At 66.6% G+C, this 14,730-nt stretch carries 15 protein-coding genes; 8 read left to right on the top strand and 7 right to left on the bottom strand.

All coding sequences use genetic code 11. The features are described 5' to 3' along the window. Window positions 1-11: 11 nt before the first annotated feature. The 5 genes from KTJ87_RS00815 to KTJ87_RS00795 all read left to right on the top strand — a co-directional run bounded on the left by KTJ87_RS00815 (window position 12) and on the right by KTJ87_RS00795 (window position 5,053). Window positions 12-1,484: an aldehyde dehydrogenase family protein gene (locus tag KTJ87_RS00815; RefSeq protein WP_267137162.1), complete on the top strand. Its 1,473-nt coding sequence runs from the start codon at window positions 12-14 to the stop codon at window positions 1,482-1,484. Beyond that, the gene (locus KTJ87_RS00810; protein WP_267137161.1) at window positions 1,484-2,290 is read left to right on the top strand and encodes a coniferyl-alcohol dehydrogenase; all 807 of its coding nucleotides are present in this window, start codon (window positions 1,484-1,486) and stop codon (window positions 2,288-2,290) included. Before KTJ87_RS00815 ends, KTJ87_RS00810 begins: the two co-directional genes overlap by 1 nt. Window positions 2,291-2,303: 13 nt before the next feature. Continuing rightward, window positions 2,304-3,887 (top strand): flotillin family protein, encoded by a 1,584-nt coding sequence (locus KTJ87_RS00805; protein ID WP_267137160.1) that lies wholly within the window; start codon window positions 2,304-2,306, stop codon window positions 3,885-3,887. A gap of 92 nt (window positions 3,888-3,979) precedes the next feature. Further along, entirely contained in the window at window positions 3,980-4,576 is a 597-nt protein-coding gene (plsY, locus tag KTJ87_RS00800) for a glycerol-3-phosphate 1-O-acyltransferase PlsY (protein WP_267137910.1), read from the top strand. A gap of 84 nt (window positions 4,577-4,660) precedes the next feature. Beyond that, window positions 4,661-5,053 (top strand): DUF805 domain-containing protein, encoded by a 393-nt coding sequence (locus KTJ87_RS00795; protein WP_267137159.1) that lies wholly within the window; start codon window positions 4,661-4,663, stop codon window positions 5,051-5,053. Here the strand turns inward: KTJ87_RS00795 and KTJ87_RS00790 are convergent. The 3 genes from KTJ87_RS00790 to KTJ87_RS00780 form a co-directional block, all read right to left on the bottom strand. Further along, entirely contained in the window at window positions 5,050-6,420 is a 1,371-nt protein-coding gene (locus KTJ87_RS00790) for a glutamate--cysteine ligase (RefSeq protein WP_267137158.1), read from the bottom strand. The two genes, KTJ87_RS00795 and KTJ87_RS00790, sit on opposite strands and share 4 nt — an antisense overlap. Before the next feature lie 63 nt (window positions 6,421-6,483). Continuing rightward, on the bottom strand, window positions 6,484-7,008 hold the full coding sequence (locus KTJ87_RS00785; RefSeq protein WP_267137157.1) for a hypothetical protein: 525 nt from the start codon (window positions 7,006-7,008) through the stop codon (window positions 6,484-6,486). Window positions 7,009-7,128: 120 nt separating this feature from the next. Further along, window positions 7,129-7,866 carry a 16S rRNA (uracil(1498)-N(3))-methyltransferase gene (locus KTJ87_RS00780; protein ID WP_267137156.1) on the bottom strand — a complete coding sequence of 246 codons (738 nt, stop codon included), beginning with the start codon at window positions 7,864-7,866 and terminating at the stop codon, window positions 7,129-7,131. 13 nt (window positions 7,867-7,879) lie between these two features. Between KTJ87_RS00780 and ubiA the strand changes: the two genes are divergently transcribed. From ubiA to KTJ87_RS00765, 3 genes are all read left to right on the top strand, one after another. Then, window positions 7,880-8,845 (top strand): 4-hydroxybenzoate octaprenyltransferase, encoded by a 966-nt coding sequence (gene ubiA / locus KTJ87_RS00775; protein WP_267137155.1) that lies wholly within the window; start codon window positions 7,880-7,882, stop codon window positions 8,843-8,845. Window positions 8,846-8,914: 69 nt separating this feature from the next. Next, on the top strand, window positions 8,915-10,873 hold the full coding sequence (locus tag KTJ87_RS00770; RefSeq protein ID WP_267137154.1) for an OmpA family protein: 1,959 nt from the start codon (window positions 8,915-8,917) through the stop codon (window positions 10,871-10,873). A gap of 36 nt (window positions 10,874-10,909) precedes the next feature. Continuing rightward, window positions 10,910-11,236 (top strand): hypothetical protein, encoded by a 327-nt coding sequence (locus tag KTJ87_RS00765; RefSeq protein ID WP_267137153.1) that lies wholly within the window; start codon window positions 10,910-10,912, stop codon window positions 11,234-11,236. A gap of 97 nt (window positions 11,237-11,333) precedes the next feature. Here KTJ87_RS00765 and KTJ87_RS00760 read toward each other — a convergent pair whose 3' ends face one another. From KTJ87_RS00760 to uvrC, 4 genes are read right to left on the bottom strand one after another with little or no spacing between them, the layout of a single operon-like run. After that, window positions 11,334-11,774: a molybdenum cofactor biosynthesis protein MoaE gene (locus KTJ87_RS00760; RefSeq protein ID WP_267137152.1), complete on the bottom strand. Its 441-nt coding sequence runs from the start codon at window positions 11,772-11,774 to the stop codon at window positions 11,334-11,336. Window positions 11,775-11,776: 2 nt separating this feature from the next. After that, window positions 11,777-12,028: a molybdopterin converting factor subunit 1 gene (gene moaD, locus KTJ87_RS00755; RefSeq protein WP_267137151.1), complete on the bottom strand. Its 252-nt coding sequence runs from the start codon at window positions 12,026-12,028 to the stop codon at window positions 11,777-11,779. Continuing rightward, window positions 12,025-12,693, bottom strand: coding sequence for a CDP-diacylglycerol--glycerol-3-phosphate 3-phosphatidyltransferase (gene pgsA, locus KTJ87_RS00750; RefSeq protein WP_267137150.1), 669 nt, complete (start codon window positions 12,691-12,693; stop codon window positions 12,025-12,027). The genes moaD and pgsA overlap by 4 nt, the downstream gene beginning before the upstream one ends. Window positions 12,694-12,741: 48 nt before the next feature. Next, the gene (uvrC, locus tag KTJ87_RS00745) at window positions 12,742-14,613 is read right to left on the bottom strand and encodes an excinuclease ABC subunit UvrC (RefSeq protein WP_267137909.1); all 1,872 of its coding nucleotides are present in this window, start codon (window positions 14,611-14,613) and stop codon (window positions 12,742-12,744) included. Window positions 14,614-14,730: the final 117 nt, after the last annotated feature.

The following is a 14,730-nucleotide window of genomic DNA, read 5'->3' as shown; positions in this document are numbered from 1 at the left end:
GAGGATGTGACATGCTGGACAGCCCCACCAAGGCCAGGATCGAAGGAATGTATGTCGGCGGCCAATGGCTACAGACGACGCGCCATTTCGACGACATCAACCCGTCGGATGGCTCGGTCTATGCCCGCGTGCCCGACGGGGGCCGCGCCGAGACACGCGCCGCCATCGACGCCGCCCAAGCTGCGTTCCCGGCTTGGGCGGCGCTGATGCACACCGAGCGCGCGCGCTACATGCTCAAGATCGCGGACGTGCTGGAACGGCGAAAGATGGACTACGTCGCCGCCGCCGTCGCCGAGGGCGGCGGCTGGTTCGGCAAGGGCATGTTCGAGTCTGGCTATGTCCCCGAGGTGTTCCGCGCCGCCGCCGCCATGTGCTACAACGCCATCGGCGAGATGATGCCCTCGGACCACGGCAAGATCAGCATGGTCCAGCGCGTGCCCATGGGCGTCGTCGGCGTCATTTCCCCGTGGAACATGCCCGGCATCCTGACCGCGCGAGGCTTTGCCTTTCCGCTGGCTGCCGGCAACACCATCGTCCTGAAACCGTCCGAGGATACGCCCTATGCGGGCGGTCTGTTCTTTGCCGAGGTGCTGCACGAGGCGGGCGTTCCGCCGGGGGTGTTCAACGTCATCACCTGCTCGCGTGACCGCGTGTCCGAGATGGGCGACGAGCTTGTCGAGCACCCGCTGGTCAAGGGCATCTCGTTCACCGGGTCCACGCCGGTGGGCCGCCAGATCGCCGCCAAGGCGGGCGCGCATCTGAAAAAGGCGTGTGTGGAACTCGGCGGCAAGGACAGCCTGATCGTTCTGGAAGACGCCGACATGGACCGCGCGACATCCGCCGCCAGTTTCGGCGCATTCATGCACCAGGGGCAGATCTGCATGAGCGTCGAGAAGGTGCTGGTGCAGGAAAGCGTCTACCCCGAATTCCTGCGCGCCTTCGTGGCGCGGGCCTCGAAGCTCAAGACCGGCGATACGGCAAGCAAGGACAACGTGATCGGCCCGCTCATCAACGACCGGCAGGTCGCCCGCGTGAAGTTCCAGATCGAGGATGCACTGGCCAAGGGGGCAAAGGCGGTGCTGGGCGGGCGTGTCTGGGACCGCTTCGTCGAGCCCACGATCCTGACCAACGTGACCCCCGACATGGCCGTCTGGCAGGACGAGACCTTTGGCCCCGTCGCTATCGTGGTGCCGTTCAAGACCGACGCCGAGGCCATCGCGATGAACAACGACACCGAATACGGGCTGAGCGCGGGCGTCATCACCCGCGACGAGCACCGCGCGCTGGACATCGCGCGTCGGCTGGAGACGGGGATGTGCCACGTCAACTGCTCATCCGTGAACGACGAGCCCCATGTGCCCTTCGGCGGGTCCAAGGCCAGCGGCGTCGGCAAGCACGGCGGCAAGTGGTCGATGGAGACCTTTACCGAAACGCGCTGGATCACGCTCGACCGTGGCCACCGCCCGTTCCCGCCGGTGTTCTGATGGGCTGGGAGCGTGCACAGATACTAAAGGGCAAGACCATCGTCGTCACCGGGTCCGCCTCGGGGATCGGGCTGGAAACCGCCCGCGTCTTCACCGCGATGGGGGCGACCGTGCTGGGTGTCGATGTGACCAAGCGGTTCGACCATGTCGAGGAATTCTACCGCGCCGACCTGACGGACGGGCGCACCATCGACGCGCTTGTCGATGCGCTGCCAGACGGGATCGACGGGTTGGCCAACATCGCCGGTCTGCCGCCGACCGCGCCCGCCGACAAGGTGCTGGCCGTGAACCTCTTTGGCCTCAAACGCCTGACCCTCGGCCTGATCCCCAAGATGTCGGACGGCGCCAGCATCGTGAACCTTGCCTCGCTGGCGGGCTTCGGCTGGCCGCAGGCCATCGCCGCGATCCGCGCGTCCGAGGATGTCGATGTGGACGAAACCGCCGCCTTCGCGCGCGACCACGACATCACCAACGCGGGCGGGCGCAGCTATTTCTTCTCGAAAGAGGCGCTGATCGCTTGGACGATGCAGACCCGCTGGACCTGGCGCGATCGCGGCATCCGCATGAACACCGTCAGCCCCGGCCCGGTCGACACCCCGATCCTTGGCGATTTTCTGGAAACGCTGGGCGAACGCGCGGCGCAGGACGCCCGCATCATGGACCGCCCCGGCACTCCCTCCGATATCGCACCCATCGTCGCTTTCCTTCTGTCCGACATGACGACGTGGATTCGCGGCACCAACATTCCCGCAGATGGCGGCATGTCCTCACACATCCTGTGCGAAATGCACGGGTTGTCCGAATAAACGGAGACTTCTGATGTCTGTTCTCGGCTGGATCATCCTTCTTGTCCTCGTGGTCGCCGCCCTGGTGGTGCTCGCCGCCTGGTTCTACGAGCGCGCCACGAACGAGGTTGCGCTGGTGCGCACCGGGATCGGCGGCCGCAAGGTCGTGATCGACGGCGGCACCCTTGCCCTGCCCTATTTCCACGAGATCAACCGCGTGAACATGCAGACCCTGCGCATGAACGTGTCGCGCACCGGAGAGTCCGCGCTTATCACCAAGGACCGCCTGCGGGTGGACGTGGGCGCGGAATTCTACGCCAGCGTGATGCCGACCGACGACGCGATCACACGGGCCGCACAGACGCTGGGCAAGCGGGTGTTCCAGCCCGACCAGCTCAAGGCGCTGATCGACGGCATGATGATCGACGCGCTGCGGTCGGTCGCCGCGCAGATGACCATGGACGAGCTGCACGAGAACCGCGCGACCTTTGTGCGCGAAGTGCGCGAGGTGCTGAAGGACACGCTGGCGAACTACGGCTTGCAGCTGGATTCGGTGTCGCTGACCGCGCTGGACCAGACGCCGTTTTCCGCGCTGGACGAAAACAACGCCTTCAACGCCGTCGGCATGCGCAAACTGGCCGAGGTGATCGCCAAGTCCAAGAAGGAACGCGCCGAAATCGAGGGCGACAGCCAGGTGTCCGTCGCCCGCGCCGCGATGGAGGCGCAGCGCCGCAAGCTGGAGATCGACCTAGAACAGCGCCGCGCCGAGATCGCGCAGACGCAGGAAATCGAGACACTGATGGCCGCGCAACTCGCCGAAGTCGCCGCGCGCAAGGCCGACAGCGAACGCAGCGCCGCGCAGTCCCGCATCCGCATGGAACAGGACATCCAGTCCGCCGACATCGCCCGCGAACAGGCGGTGCGCGAGGCCGAGATCGCCCAGTCCCGCGCCATCGACATGGCCGAACGTGACCGGCTGATCCAGATCTCCGCGAAGAGCCAGGAGGAAAGTCGCGCCGAGGCCGAGGCCGACGTTGCCCGCGCCGAGGCCGTGAAGGCCGCCGAGGCGGTGCTGACTGCCCGCCAGATGGCCGAGGCCGAACGCCGCAAGGCGCTGGCGCTGATCGCCGCCGAGGAACGGGCCGAGGCCGCCGCGCGTCAGGCCGCCATCGCCGCGACCAGCGACAAGGCCACCGCCGCCGACCGCGCCGCCGCCCGCCGCGAAGAGGCCGAGGCGACCAAGGCCGTGCGTCTGGCCGAGATCGAGGCAGAGCGTGCAGGCATCGAGGCGCGCAATGCCCGGTCCGAGGCGCAGGTGGCGATGGAACTGGAACTCGCGCGGCTGGAGGCCATGCCAAAGATCGTCTCGGAAATGGTCAAGCCCGCCGAAAAGATCCGGGGCATCAACATCAACCACGTCTCGGGACTGGGCGGTGTGTCCGGCGGTTCGGACGGCGCGGCGAAGGCGCCGGTGAATCAGGTGCTCGATTCGATCATGGACATGGCCGTGCAACTGCCCGCGCTCAAGAAGATCGGCGACCAGATCGGGCTCAGCTTCGAGCAGGAGTTGGACGGCCTGGCGCGGGCGAAACGGCCGGCCGCGAAGGACGACCACTGAACCGCTGATCCCGCATATCGTGCCCCGAGGGGCTTGCCTTGGCGGCGCTGGCGCGCGACAGCAGGGGTAACGGCGATGACGTAGAGGCAGACATGGACCCGGTGACGCTTGGCGCGGTGGCGGCCTTCAGCTACCTGCTCGGTTCGGTGCCCTTCGGCATCGTCATGGCCAAGGTCTTCGGCCTTGGCGATCTGCGCGCCATCGGGTCTGGCAATATCGGCGCAACGAACGTGCTGCGCACCGGCAACAAGCCCGCCGCGCTGCTGACGCTGATCGGGGATGCCGGAAAGGGCGCGGCGGCCGTGCTGATTGCCCGCGCGGTTGGGGGCGAATCCGCCGCCGGGGTCGCCGGGCTGTTCGCCATGCTCGGGCACCTCTACCCGGTGTTCCTGCGCTTCAAGGGCGGCAAGGGCGTCGCGACGTTCCTTGGCACGCTGCTGGCGCTGTCCTTTCCGCTTGGGCTTGCAGCCTGCGCGACATGGCTTGTGATCGCTGCGATCTTCCGCTTCTCGTCGCTGTCCGCGCTGGTCGCGGCTGCGCTGTCGCCGGTCTATGCCGGGGCCTTCTACCACTGGCACGGCGCGATCCTGATCGCGGTCATGGCCGGTCTCGTGATCTGGAAACACCGAGAGAACATCGCACGGCTGCGCGCAGGGGCGGAGAGCAAGATCGGCCAGAAGGGCGCGTAGGCGCGTTTTCGAGCGACATCAAAGGCCATTGATCCGCGCGCAGTCCGGTAGGATACTTCACCCGGATTTGATCGGAGTGCCCTCATGGATTTCCAGACCGCCGTTTCCACCGTCTTTTCGAAATACGCCACTTTCGAGGGCCGCGCGTCCCGCTCTGAATATTGGTGGTTCGCCCTTTTCGGCCTCGTCGCCTCGCTCGGCCTCAGCTTCGTCGATTCCTGGGTGTTGGGAATGCAAAGCGTCCAGCCGCTCAGCTCGCTGTTTTCCCTCGCGATCCTCTTGCCATCGCTCGCCGTCGGCGCGCGGCGCCTGCACGACATTGGTCGCAGCGGCTGGTGGCTGCTGATCCTGCTCGTGCCGCTGATCGGCTTTCTGGTGCTCCTTTACTTCTTCGTCCAGCGCAGCGAAGGGCGCAGCAACATTCACGGTCCAGTTCCGCAAGAGGCCGAGGGCCACACAGCCCCGGCAGGCGCCTAGTAGCTGTATTCGGAGAAGACGCGGTTCACGTCGCCCGCCCAGTCGCCGTGATACTTGCCAAGCAACTCGTCCGCCGGGGTCTGCCCCGTCTCGACGCTTTCCTTCAGCGCGTTGAGGAAATGCGTCTCGTCCGCCAGCAGGCCGCCCGCGCCGGGACGGGCGCGCGCCTTGAGACCCGCCTCTGCGATGTCCACGACCTCGCGCGCGAGGTCGTGCATCCTGACGCCCGGCACCTCGGCCTGCAGCCCGTCCACCGACGCCGCAATGCGCAGCGCATCGCGCGTTTCGGCATCCCAGCCCTTCGCCAAATCCCACGCCGCATCCAGCGCGGTCTGGTCATAGGTCAGCCCCACCCAAAGCGCGGGCAGCGCGCAAAGGCGGCGCCACGGGCCACCGTCGGCGCCGCGCATCTCGATGAATTTCTTGAGCCGCGCCTCGGGGAAGATCGTCGTCAGGTGATCGGCAAAGTCCGACAGCGTCGGCACCTCGCCCGGCAGCGCGGGCAATTCGCCGCGCATGAAGTCGCGGAACGACTGGCCCAGCGCGTCGATATAGCGGCCATCGCGGTAGACGAAATACATCGGCACATCGAGCGCGTAGTCTACCCACGCCTCGAACCCGAAGCCTTCGTCGAAAACAAAAGGCACCATGCCGGTGCGGGCGGCGTCCAGATCGCGCCAGATGCGCGAGCGCCACGATTTGTGGCCGTTGGGCTTGCCTTCCCAGAACGGCGAATTGGCGAACAGCGCGGTGGCGACGGGCTGCAGCGCGATGGCGACGCGCAGCTTTTGCACCATGTCCGCCTCTGACCCGAAGTCGAGATTGACCTGCACGGTGCAGGTCCGGCGCATCATGTCGCGGCCCATCGTGCCGACCTTGGCCATGTAGGCGTCCATCAGCTTGTAGCGGCCCTTGGGCATCAGCGGCATCTCGTCATGCTGCCAGTCCGGTGCCGCGCCAAGGCCGATGAACCCCGCGCCGATGCGGTCGGCGACCTCCTTGACCTCGCGCAGGTGCAGGTTCACCTCGTCGCAGGTCTCGTGGATGGTCTGAAGCTGCGCGCCTGACAGTTCCAGCGCGCCGCCGGGCTCGAGCGAGACGTTCGCGCCGTCCTTTTCCAGCCCGATCAGGTGGCCGCCTTCCTCGATAGGTGACCAGCCAAAGCCGTCGCGCAGTCCTTCGAGCATCGCCCTGATCGACCGTTCGCCGTCATAAGGCAGCGGTTTCAGCGTGTCCTTGCAATAGCCGAACTTCTCGTGCTCGGTCCCGATGCGCCAGTCGTCCTTGGGCTTGGCGCCCGAGGCCAGGTATTCGGCAAGCTGTTCGGGACGTTCGATGGGGCCGCCACCGGATTGGGGGATCGACATGGGGTGACTGGCCTCGCCTTCGCCTCTGGTGCTGGGGACAGTTGGCCCGCCCCCCTTCCGAAGTCAATGCAGGGTGACCTGTGCGTTTTGCCGGTGCTGCCAGATCAGGACACGCCCGCGCGGGTTGCCCGCAAGCTGCCGCAGCATGTGCTCTGTATCGAGCCCGTCCAGCGCCGCAAAGACATCGAACAGCGCGTCCGCGTTCTCGGCATTTGTCGGGATTTCGAGGACCGCAGCGCCGGGTTCCGTCAGAATCCACGCGCCAGAGGGGCGGATTGCGGGGTCAAGCTCCAGCCGTTCGAGGTTGTCCACGGATACGACGCCGCCGTCATGGGGGCCGTAGTAGATCACCTGCCGTTCGTCGACCTGCACAAGCCCGGCGCCTGCCCCCGGCACGCGAAACCGTGCGCGCTGCAGCCCGGCGAAGATCAGAAGCGACGCGGCGACCGAAATCGACATGCCTGCGGCGGACAAGACGCCATAGGATGTCACCGCCCAATACATGCCGACAGCCGCCATCACGAGGCCGAACGCCGCCTCGCGAAATCGCCAGATCGCGGCCTTCACTTCGGGGCGGACAAGTTCCATCTCGGCGGCCTGCATCGGTAAACCGGAAGCTATTGGGGCGAGTGTCCCCTACCTTGCGGCCAAGGGCCAGAGCGTGGCGGGAATGTGTCTCAAATGTGAACAGGCGGCGCACCGCCGATCCTAGCGCCAGTCACCAAGCACCTGCTGCCAGACGGTCATGGCGGCCACCGCAGCGGTGTCAGCGCGCAAGATGCGGGGGCCAAGGCTGACGGGGGTGACGAAATCGCAACTGCAAAGCCGCGCGCGTTCCGCCGCCGAAAAGCCACCTTCGGGTCCGATCAGGATCGCCCAGGGGCCATGCGCCTGCACGCCCGCCGCCTGCCCAAGCGCCTCGGCCGCGCCGACCAACGCCTCGTCCGCGAACATGATCCGGCGCGCGGGCTCCCAGTCGTCCAGCAGCTTCGACAGCCCGACCAGATCGGCAACCTCGGGCACGAAGGTGCCGCCGCATTGCTCGGCAGCTTCGACGGCGTGGGCCTGCAAGCGGTCGCGGCGGATGCGCTCGGAATTGGTGAACTCGGTCTGCACCGGCACGATCCGCGCCGCGCCCATCTCGGTCGCCTTTTCCACGATGAAATCCGTGCGCGCCTTCTTGATCGGCGCGAACATCAGCCACAGGTCCGGCGGCACCTGCATAGGCCGCGTCTGCGCCTCGACGGCCAGCACGCCACCGCGCTTGCCCGCCTCTGCGACGCTGGCGCGGAACTCGCCGTCCTGCCCGTTGAACAAAAGCACGGGCGCGCCCGGCCCCAGCCGCATCACGCCGAACAGGTAATGCGCCTGCTCGCGCGACAGATCGACCGTTTGCCCCGGCCCCAAGGGGTGATCTACAAAGAGGCGGATTTTCGCGTCAGCCATGGGGGCAGTCTATATGACGACAGGGACCGGCAGACCAGAGACGGCAGGCAGCGTCGCCGACGCGGTCAAGGGCAACTGGGTCGACCAACTGGCGCCAGAGTGGACACGCCCCTACCTGCGATTGTCGCGCGCGGACCGGCCCATCGGCACCTGGCTCTTGCTGTTGCCCTGCTGGTGGGCGGTGCTGCTGGCAGCCAACACTACCGGGTTTCGCCTGTTCGACCTGTGGCTCATCGCGGGCGGGGGCGCAGGTGCCTGGCTGATGCGCGGGGCGGGCTGCACCTGGAACGACATCACCGACCGCGACATCGACGACAAGGTCGCACGCACCCGGTCGCGCCCGATCCCGTCGGGGCAGGTCAGCGTAAGGCAGGCGGCTGCGTGGATGTGCCTTCAGGCGCTAATCGCCTTCGGCATCCTGCTCACGTTCAACCCCCTGGCCATCGGGCTTGGCATCGCGTCGCTGGGGCTGGTGTGCATCTACCCCTTCGCCAAACGCTTCACCTGGTGGCCGCAGATCTTCCTCGGGCTGGCGTTCAACTGGGGCGCAATCCTGCTCTGGGCGGCGCAGACCGAAAGCCTCAGTTGGCCGCCGGTCCTGCTGTATCTGGCAGGCATCGCATGGACGATCTTCTACGACACGATCTATGCCCATCAGGACAAGGAGGACGACGCGCTGATCGGGGTGAAATCCACCGCCCTGCTGTTCGGCGATGCGACGCCGCGCATCCTGATGGCGTTCATGGTGGCAAGCGTGCTCTTGATGACCGCGGCGATCATCCTCGCCATGGCGCCGACCGCAAGCGTTCTCGCCCTTGTGATCGCGCTGGGGGCGCCTTGGGCGTTCGGCTGGCATATGACATGGCAGCTTCGCTCTCTCAGGATCGACGACGGCGAGCGGTGCCTGCGCCTGTTCCGGTCCAACCGGGACGCCGGGCTTCTGGCTGCGCTCTTTCTTGCCTGTGCGCTGCTGGTCTGATTGTCATCCCGGGGGCAAGGTGCTTAATCAAGGGATCGGCGCAAGGCCGATCGCAGGACGAAGACAGGTATGCGGCTAAGAACGATAATTCCCGTCCTCGGGGCATTTCTGCTGGGTGCGATCTTTTCGGTCGGAGTCGCCGTTCTGGCGAACGGCTCGATCGAGGTCAGCTCTCACTATGACGTGCGCACGCGGCTTGCCGAGGAAGGCATCGATTTCGCCAGCCTCGACACCGACGGGCTTCAGGTGTTCCTGCGCGGCGAGGCCCCGGACGAGGCGACAAGGTTCCGCGCCGTCGCCCTTGCCGGGCAAGAGGTCGACCCCACCCGCGTGATCGACCTGATGACGGTGACGCCCGCGCGCGAGATCGCGGCGCCCGAATTCTCGATCGAGCTTTTGCGCAATGACGACGGCGTGTCGCTGATCGGCCTGATCCCCGCCGCGATGGACCGGGACGAGACCCTTGCCACCATCGAACGGCTGACCGGCAACCCGAGAATCACGGATCTTCTGGAAACCGCCGACTACCCGGTGCCGCCCGGCTGGATCAGCGCGGTCAACTTCGCGCTCGACGCGCTCGAGGAGTTGCCGCGCGCCAAGATCTCGGTCGCGCCGGATGCCGTGGCGATCACTGCCATCAGCGCCAGTGCCGAGGAAAAGCGCCAGCATGAACAGCGCCTGAACCGGCTGGCGCCAGACAACGTGGCCGTGACCATGGACATCTCGGCGCCGCGTCCGGTCATCACGCCGTTCACGCTGCGGTTCCTGATCGACGACAAGGGCGCGCGGTTCGATGCCTGTTCGGCGCATACGACCGAAGGGCGCGACAGGATCGTCGAGGCGGCGCGTGCCGCCGGGGCGACCGGAACGGTCGATTGCAGGCTTGGGCTTGGCGTGCCAAGCCCGCGCTGGCCCGACGCGGTTGCCATCGGGATCGCCAAGCTGGCGCAGCTGGGCGGCGGCGCGATCACCTTCTCGGATGCCGACGTCACGCTGGTGGCGCTCGACACGGCCGAGCAAAGCGCCTTCGACCGCGTGGTCGGAGAGCTTGAGGCAGATCTTCCCGATGTCTTCTCGCTGCATTCCGTCCTTCCCGAGCCGGTGACCATCGACGGCACCGGCGATGGCGAGGGCGCGCCCGAATTCGTTGCCACGCTCAGCCCCGAGGGCCAGTTGCAACTGCGCGGGCGGGTCAGCAATGACCGCCTGCGCGCTGCCGTGGAAAGTTTTGCCAAGGCGCGCTTTGCCGGGGCCGAGGTTTACGGCGCGATGCGGCTCGACCCCGACCTGCCCGATGGCTGGTCGGCGCGTGTGCTGGCCAGCCTCGATGCGTTTTCGCATGTCACCCGGGGCAGCGTGATCGTTCAGCCCGATTTCGTCGAAGTGCGCGGGGACACCGGCGATGCGGACGCCAATGCCGAGATCGCGCGCATCCTGTCGGGACAACTGGGTGAGCAGGCGAACTTCTCGATCGACGTCGCCTACGAGGAAACCCTGTCACCGCAGCCCGAAGCACCCTCGCCCGAGCAATGCGTCGAGCGGGTGAACGCGATCCTTGCCGCGCGTCAGATCACCTTCGACCCCGGCTCTGCGAACATCGACTCGGATGCGTCGGACACCGTCGACCAGATCGCGGACGTGATGCGTGGCTGCTCGGGGATCCCGATGGAAATCGGCGGTTACACCGACAGCCAGGGCCGTGAAGAGATGAACCTGGGACTGAGCCAGCGCCGCGCCGAAGCGGTTGTCGAGGCGCTTCTGGCGCGCCGCGTGCTTACGTCCAGCCTTGTGGCGCAGGGATACGGCGAAGCCGATCCCATCGCCGACAACGAGACCGAGGCGGGCCGCGAGGCCAATCGCCGGATCGAATTCAGCCTGGTCTGGCCCGATGCCGAGACGCCGCCGGAGGGAGACGCCGCAGCAGAGGGCGAAACCCCGGACGAGGCGGCAGGCACCGCCGAAGACGGCGCTACCGGCGCGCCGGACGAAACATCAGGCGACGAACAGGAGCCTCCCCAGGATGGCTGACGTGCTTTCGACACCAAGTGGAGGCGCCGGGCGCCGATGAACAGAACCGAATTCATCATCGCCACGGCGATCATCCTGTTCGTGGCCTTTGCGCTGGGATGGTTCGCGCATTGGCTGGTCAACCGCTTCGCGCGGGTGAACCAGTCGGAGATGGGCGAGCTGGACAAGATGGCGCAGGCGCTGCACGAGGCCGAGGAACAACGCGACCAGGCGATCGAGTATTTCCAGGCGCGCGAGGGCGAGATGACCAACCAGTTGCACCAGACCGAGGCGGAGTTGCGTGCCGCGATGGGCGGCCTGCGCGATGCCCGGCAAGAAGCGGAAGAGCTGCGCGCCTATATCGAGCGCGTGCATCAGGGCTGAGGGGTTTCGCCCCAGCTTTGCCGGGGCGACCCGCTGGGGGGCTCTGCCCCCCAGACCCCCCGGAGGTATTTGAGGACCAAAGATGTGCAGGTGCGCGCTACCAGCGGGTGAGCGCGTTCTCGTCTTCGTCTTTTGCCGCCACCCACGCAGCACCGTCCGCGCCGTATTCCTTTTTCCAGAATGGCGCGCGGGATTTGAGGTAGTCCATCAGGAATTCGGCAGCCTCGAAGGCGGCGGCGCGGTGGCGCGCGGCGGTGGCCACCATCATGATGTGATCGCCGGGGCGCAGGGTGCCGTGGCGGTGGATCACCAGCGCATCGGTCAGCGACCAGCGGCGGCGCGCCTCATCTTCGATGGCGGCGAGCGCCCGTTCGGTCATGCCGGGGTAATGCTCGATCTCCATCCTCTCTAGCCTGCCGTCCTCGTCCCGCACGACGCCGGTGAAGGTGACGATGGCGCCGGTGGCCGCCAGACCGGTGGAAAAGGCGGCGATCTCGGCGCCGAGATCGAAGGGCGCCTTCTGCACGCGCACCGCCACTGTCAGCCGCCAGTCATCGGCGGGAAGAACGCCACCTCGCGCGCACCAGACAGGGACGCGCCGAAATCGGTCAGGTCCTGATCGACGGCCACGCGCAGGGCCGACAGGTCGGCGAAGGCAGCGGCATAGCGGTCTTCGCGCGCGATCAATTCCTCGACCAGCGCGGAGACCGTCGCGGCCTCGGTCTCGATCCGTTCCCTGGGCAGGCCGATGCGTTCCCGCACCCATGCGAAATAAAGCACATCAAGCGTCATGTCCGTGCCTCTGTCAGAAGCGGCAGCGCCTTGCGGAAATAGTCCCACCCGGTGACGACGGTCAGCGCCGCCGCCACCCACAGAAGCGCAAGGCCGCCATAGCTGGTGAGCTGCAGGCCAAGATACAGCGCGTTCAGACCGCCCTCGTCCGGGATCGCGCCGGACAGGATGCCGTCCACGGTCGCGCCGTCCATGCCGAAGACGCCCATGCCGAAGTAATGCGCGAAGATGCCTTGCGCGAACAGCAGCGAGATCGCCGTCATCTGCAGTGTCGTCTTCCACTTGGCCAGCCGCGTGACCTTCAGAAGGCCGGCTGCCGCGCCGAGGTATTCCCGCAAACCGCTTACGAACACCTCGCGGAACAGGATCAGCGACGCGGGCAGCAGCGTCCAGACCGACAGGCCCGACAGAGCTGCGACCACCAGAAGCGCCAGCGCCACCATCGCCTTGTCCGCAATCGGATCGAGCATCGCGCCGAACGCGCTTTCCTGTCCCCAGGCGCGGGCAAGGCGGCCATCCAGCCAGTCCGTCGCGGCGGCGCCCACGAACAGGATCAACGCCGCCCAATCGGCCAGCGGGCGCGGCAGAAGAAGGAACACCAGCGCAAGCCCCGGCGCAGTGGCCAGGCGGATCACGGTCAGCGTGTTGGGCAGGGTCCATGTCATGGGGAATACCTAGTCGGTCGGCGCGGCAAGGGAAAGACGCCCGGCGCGCTATCCCTTGTCATGGAAGAAATCGTAGATCGTCTGCGCCAACGCGCCCGAGACGCCATCCACCGCCTTGAGGTCGGCCAGGTTCGCGCGGGCCACCGCCTTCGCGCTGCCGAAATGGGCCAGCAGCGCGCGCTTGCGCGTCGCGCCCACGCCGGGCACGTCATCCAGCGGCGTCGCGCCAACCGCCTTGGACCGCTTGGCCCGGTGAGCGCCGATGGCAAAGCGGTGCGCCTCGTCGCGCAGGCGCTGCACGAAATACAGCACCGGATCGTTGTGCCGCAGCGCAAAGGGGCGCTGGCCCGGGCGGTGGAATTCCTCTTTCCCGGCGTCGCGGTCCACGCCCTTGGACACTCCGATGAACGGCACATCGTCGATGCCGAGTTCCGCCATGATCCCGGCGACCGCGCTGACCTGCCCGGCGCCGCCGTCGATCAGCAGCAGGTCGGGCCAGGCGGGGGTCTTGCGATCCGGGTCTTCCTTGAGCAATCGCTGGAAGCGGCGGGTCAGGACCTCTTTCATCATGCCGAAGTCATCGCCCGGCGTCAGGTCGTCGCCCTTGATGTTGAACTTGCGGTAGTGGCTTTTCTCGAAGCCCTCGGGGCCCGCGACGATCATCCCGCCGACCGCGTTGGTGCCCATGATGTGGCTGTTGTCGTAGACCTCGATCCGGAGCGGCGGGGCGTCCAGTCCGAACGCCTCGGCCAACCCTGTCAGAAGTTTCGTCTGCGTCGCGCCCTCGGCCATCCTGCGGGCAAGGCTTTCGCGGGCGTTGCGGGTGGCCCCGGCGACCAGTTCCAGCTTTTCGCCGCGCTGAGGCACGGCGATCTCGACCTTGCGGCCGCCCTTGTCCGACAGGATCTGTTCCATCAGGTCGCGGTCCTCGATGTCGTCGGACAGAAGCAGCAGGCGCGGCGGATCCTTCTGGTCATAGAACTGGCCAAGGAAGGCCTGCATCACCTCGGCCGCATCGGCGCCGGACCCGGTGCGCGGATAGAAATCGCGGTTGCCCCAGTTCTGGTTCGCGCGGATGAAGAACACCTGCACGCAGGCCTGCCCGCCATCCATGTGAAGCGCGATGACGTCCGCCTCGGCCACGCCCTGCGGATTGATGCCCTGTGCCGACTGAACCTGGGTCAGCGCGCGGATGCGGTCGCGCAGGGCGGCGGCGCGCTCGAACTCCATCGCTTCGGAAGCCTGCTGCATCTCGCCCGCCAGCTTGCCCTGCACGTTCGTGGACTTGCCCTGCAGGAAGCGTTCGGCATCCCCAACCAGACCGGCATAATCGGTCTCGGAGATGTAGCCGACGCAAGGCGCGCTGCAGCGCTTGATCTGATACAGCAGGCAAGGACGCGTGCGGCTTTCGAACATCGCGTCGGTGCAGTTGCGCAAGAGGAACACCTTCTGCAACTGGTTCAGCGTCCGGTTCACCGCACCGGCACTGGCGAAGGGGCCGTAATACGCCCCCTTCTCGCGCTTGGCGCCGCGGTGCTTCTTGATCTGCGGATAGGCGTGATCCTTGGACACAAGGATATTCGGAAACGACTTGTCGTCGCGCAGAAGCACGTTGTAGCGCGGTTTCAGCTGCTTGATGAGGTTCTGTTCGAGCAGCAGCGCCTCGGTCTCGGTGCGTGTCGTCAGGAACATCATCGACGCGGTGTCGGCGATCATCCGTGCGATCCGGGGGCTGTGACCGGATGGCCGGGCATAATTCGACACCCGCGCTTTCAGGTTCCGGGCCTTGCCGACATAGAGAACCGCACCCTTGTCATCGAGCATCCGGTAGACGCCCGGGCTGACGGGCAGCGTCTTGAGGTAGCTCTGGATACAGGCATGGCCGGTCGGGCGGCTTTCGCCGCCGTCGGTGGCATCCATCGACGCAAGGTTGCCGGTCTGGTCGGTAGGCGTTTCGGGCATTGCTCTAAGACTTTGATTCCTGCCGGGGGCTGCCATGTTGGCTAGCGGTTCTCAAGGAATATAATGTCCACCATT

It is taken from the genome of Anianabacter salinae, from assembly GCF_019061145.1.
GTDB classification, from domain to species: domain Bacteria; phylum Pseudomonadota; class Alphaproteobacteria; order Rhodobacterales; family Rhodobacteraceae; genus Anianibacter; species Anianibacter salinarum.
The sequence above is the reverse complement of the archived record's forward strand: the minus strand, read 5'-3'. Positions and strand labels throughout refer to the sequence as shown.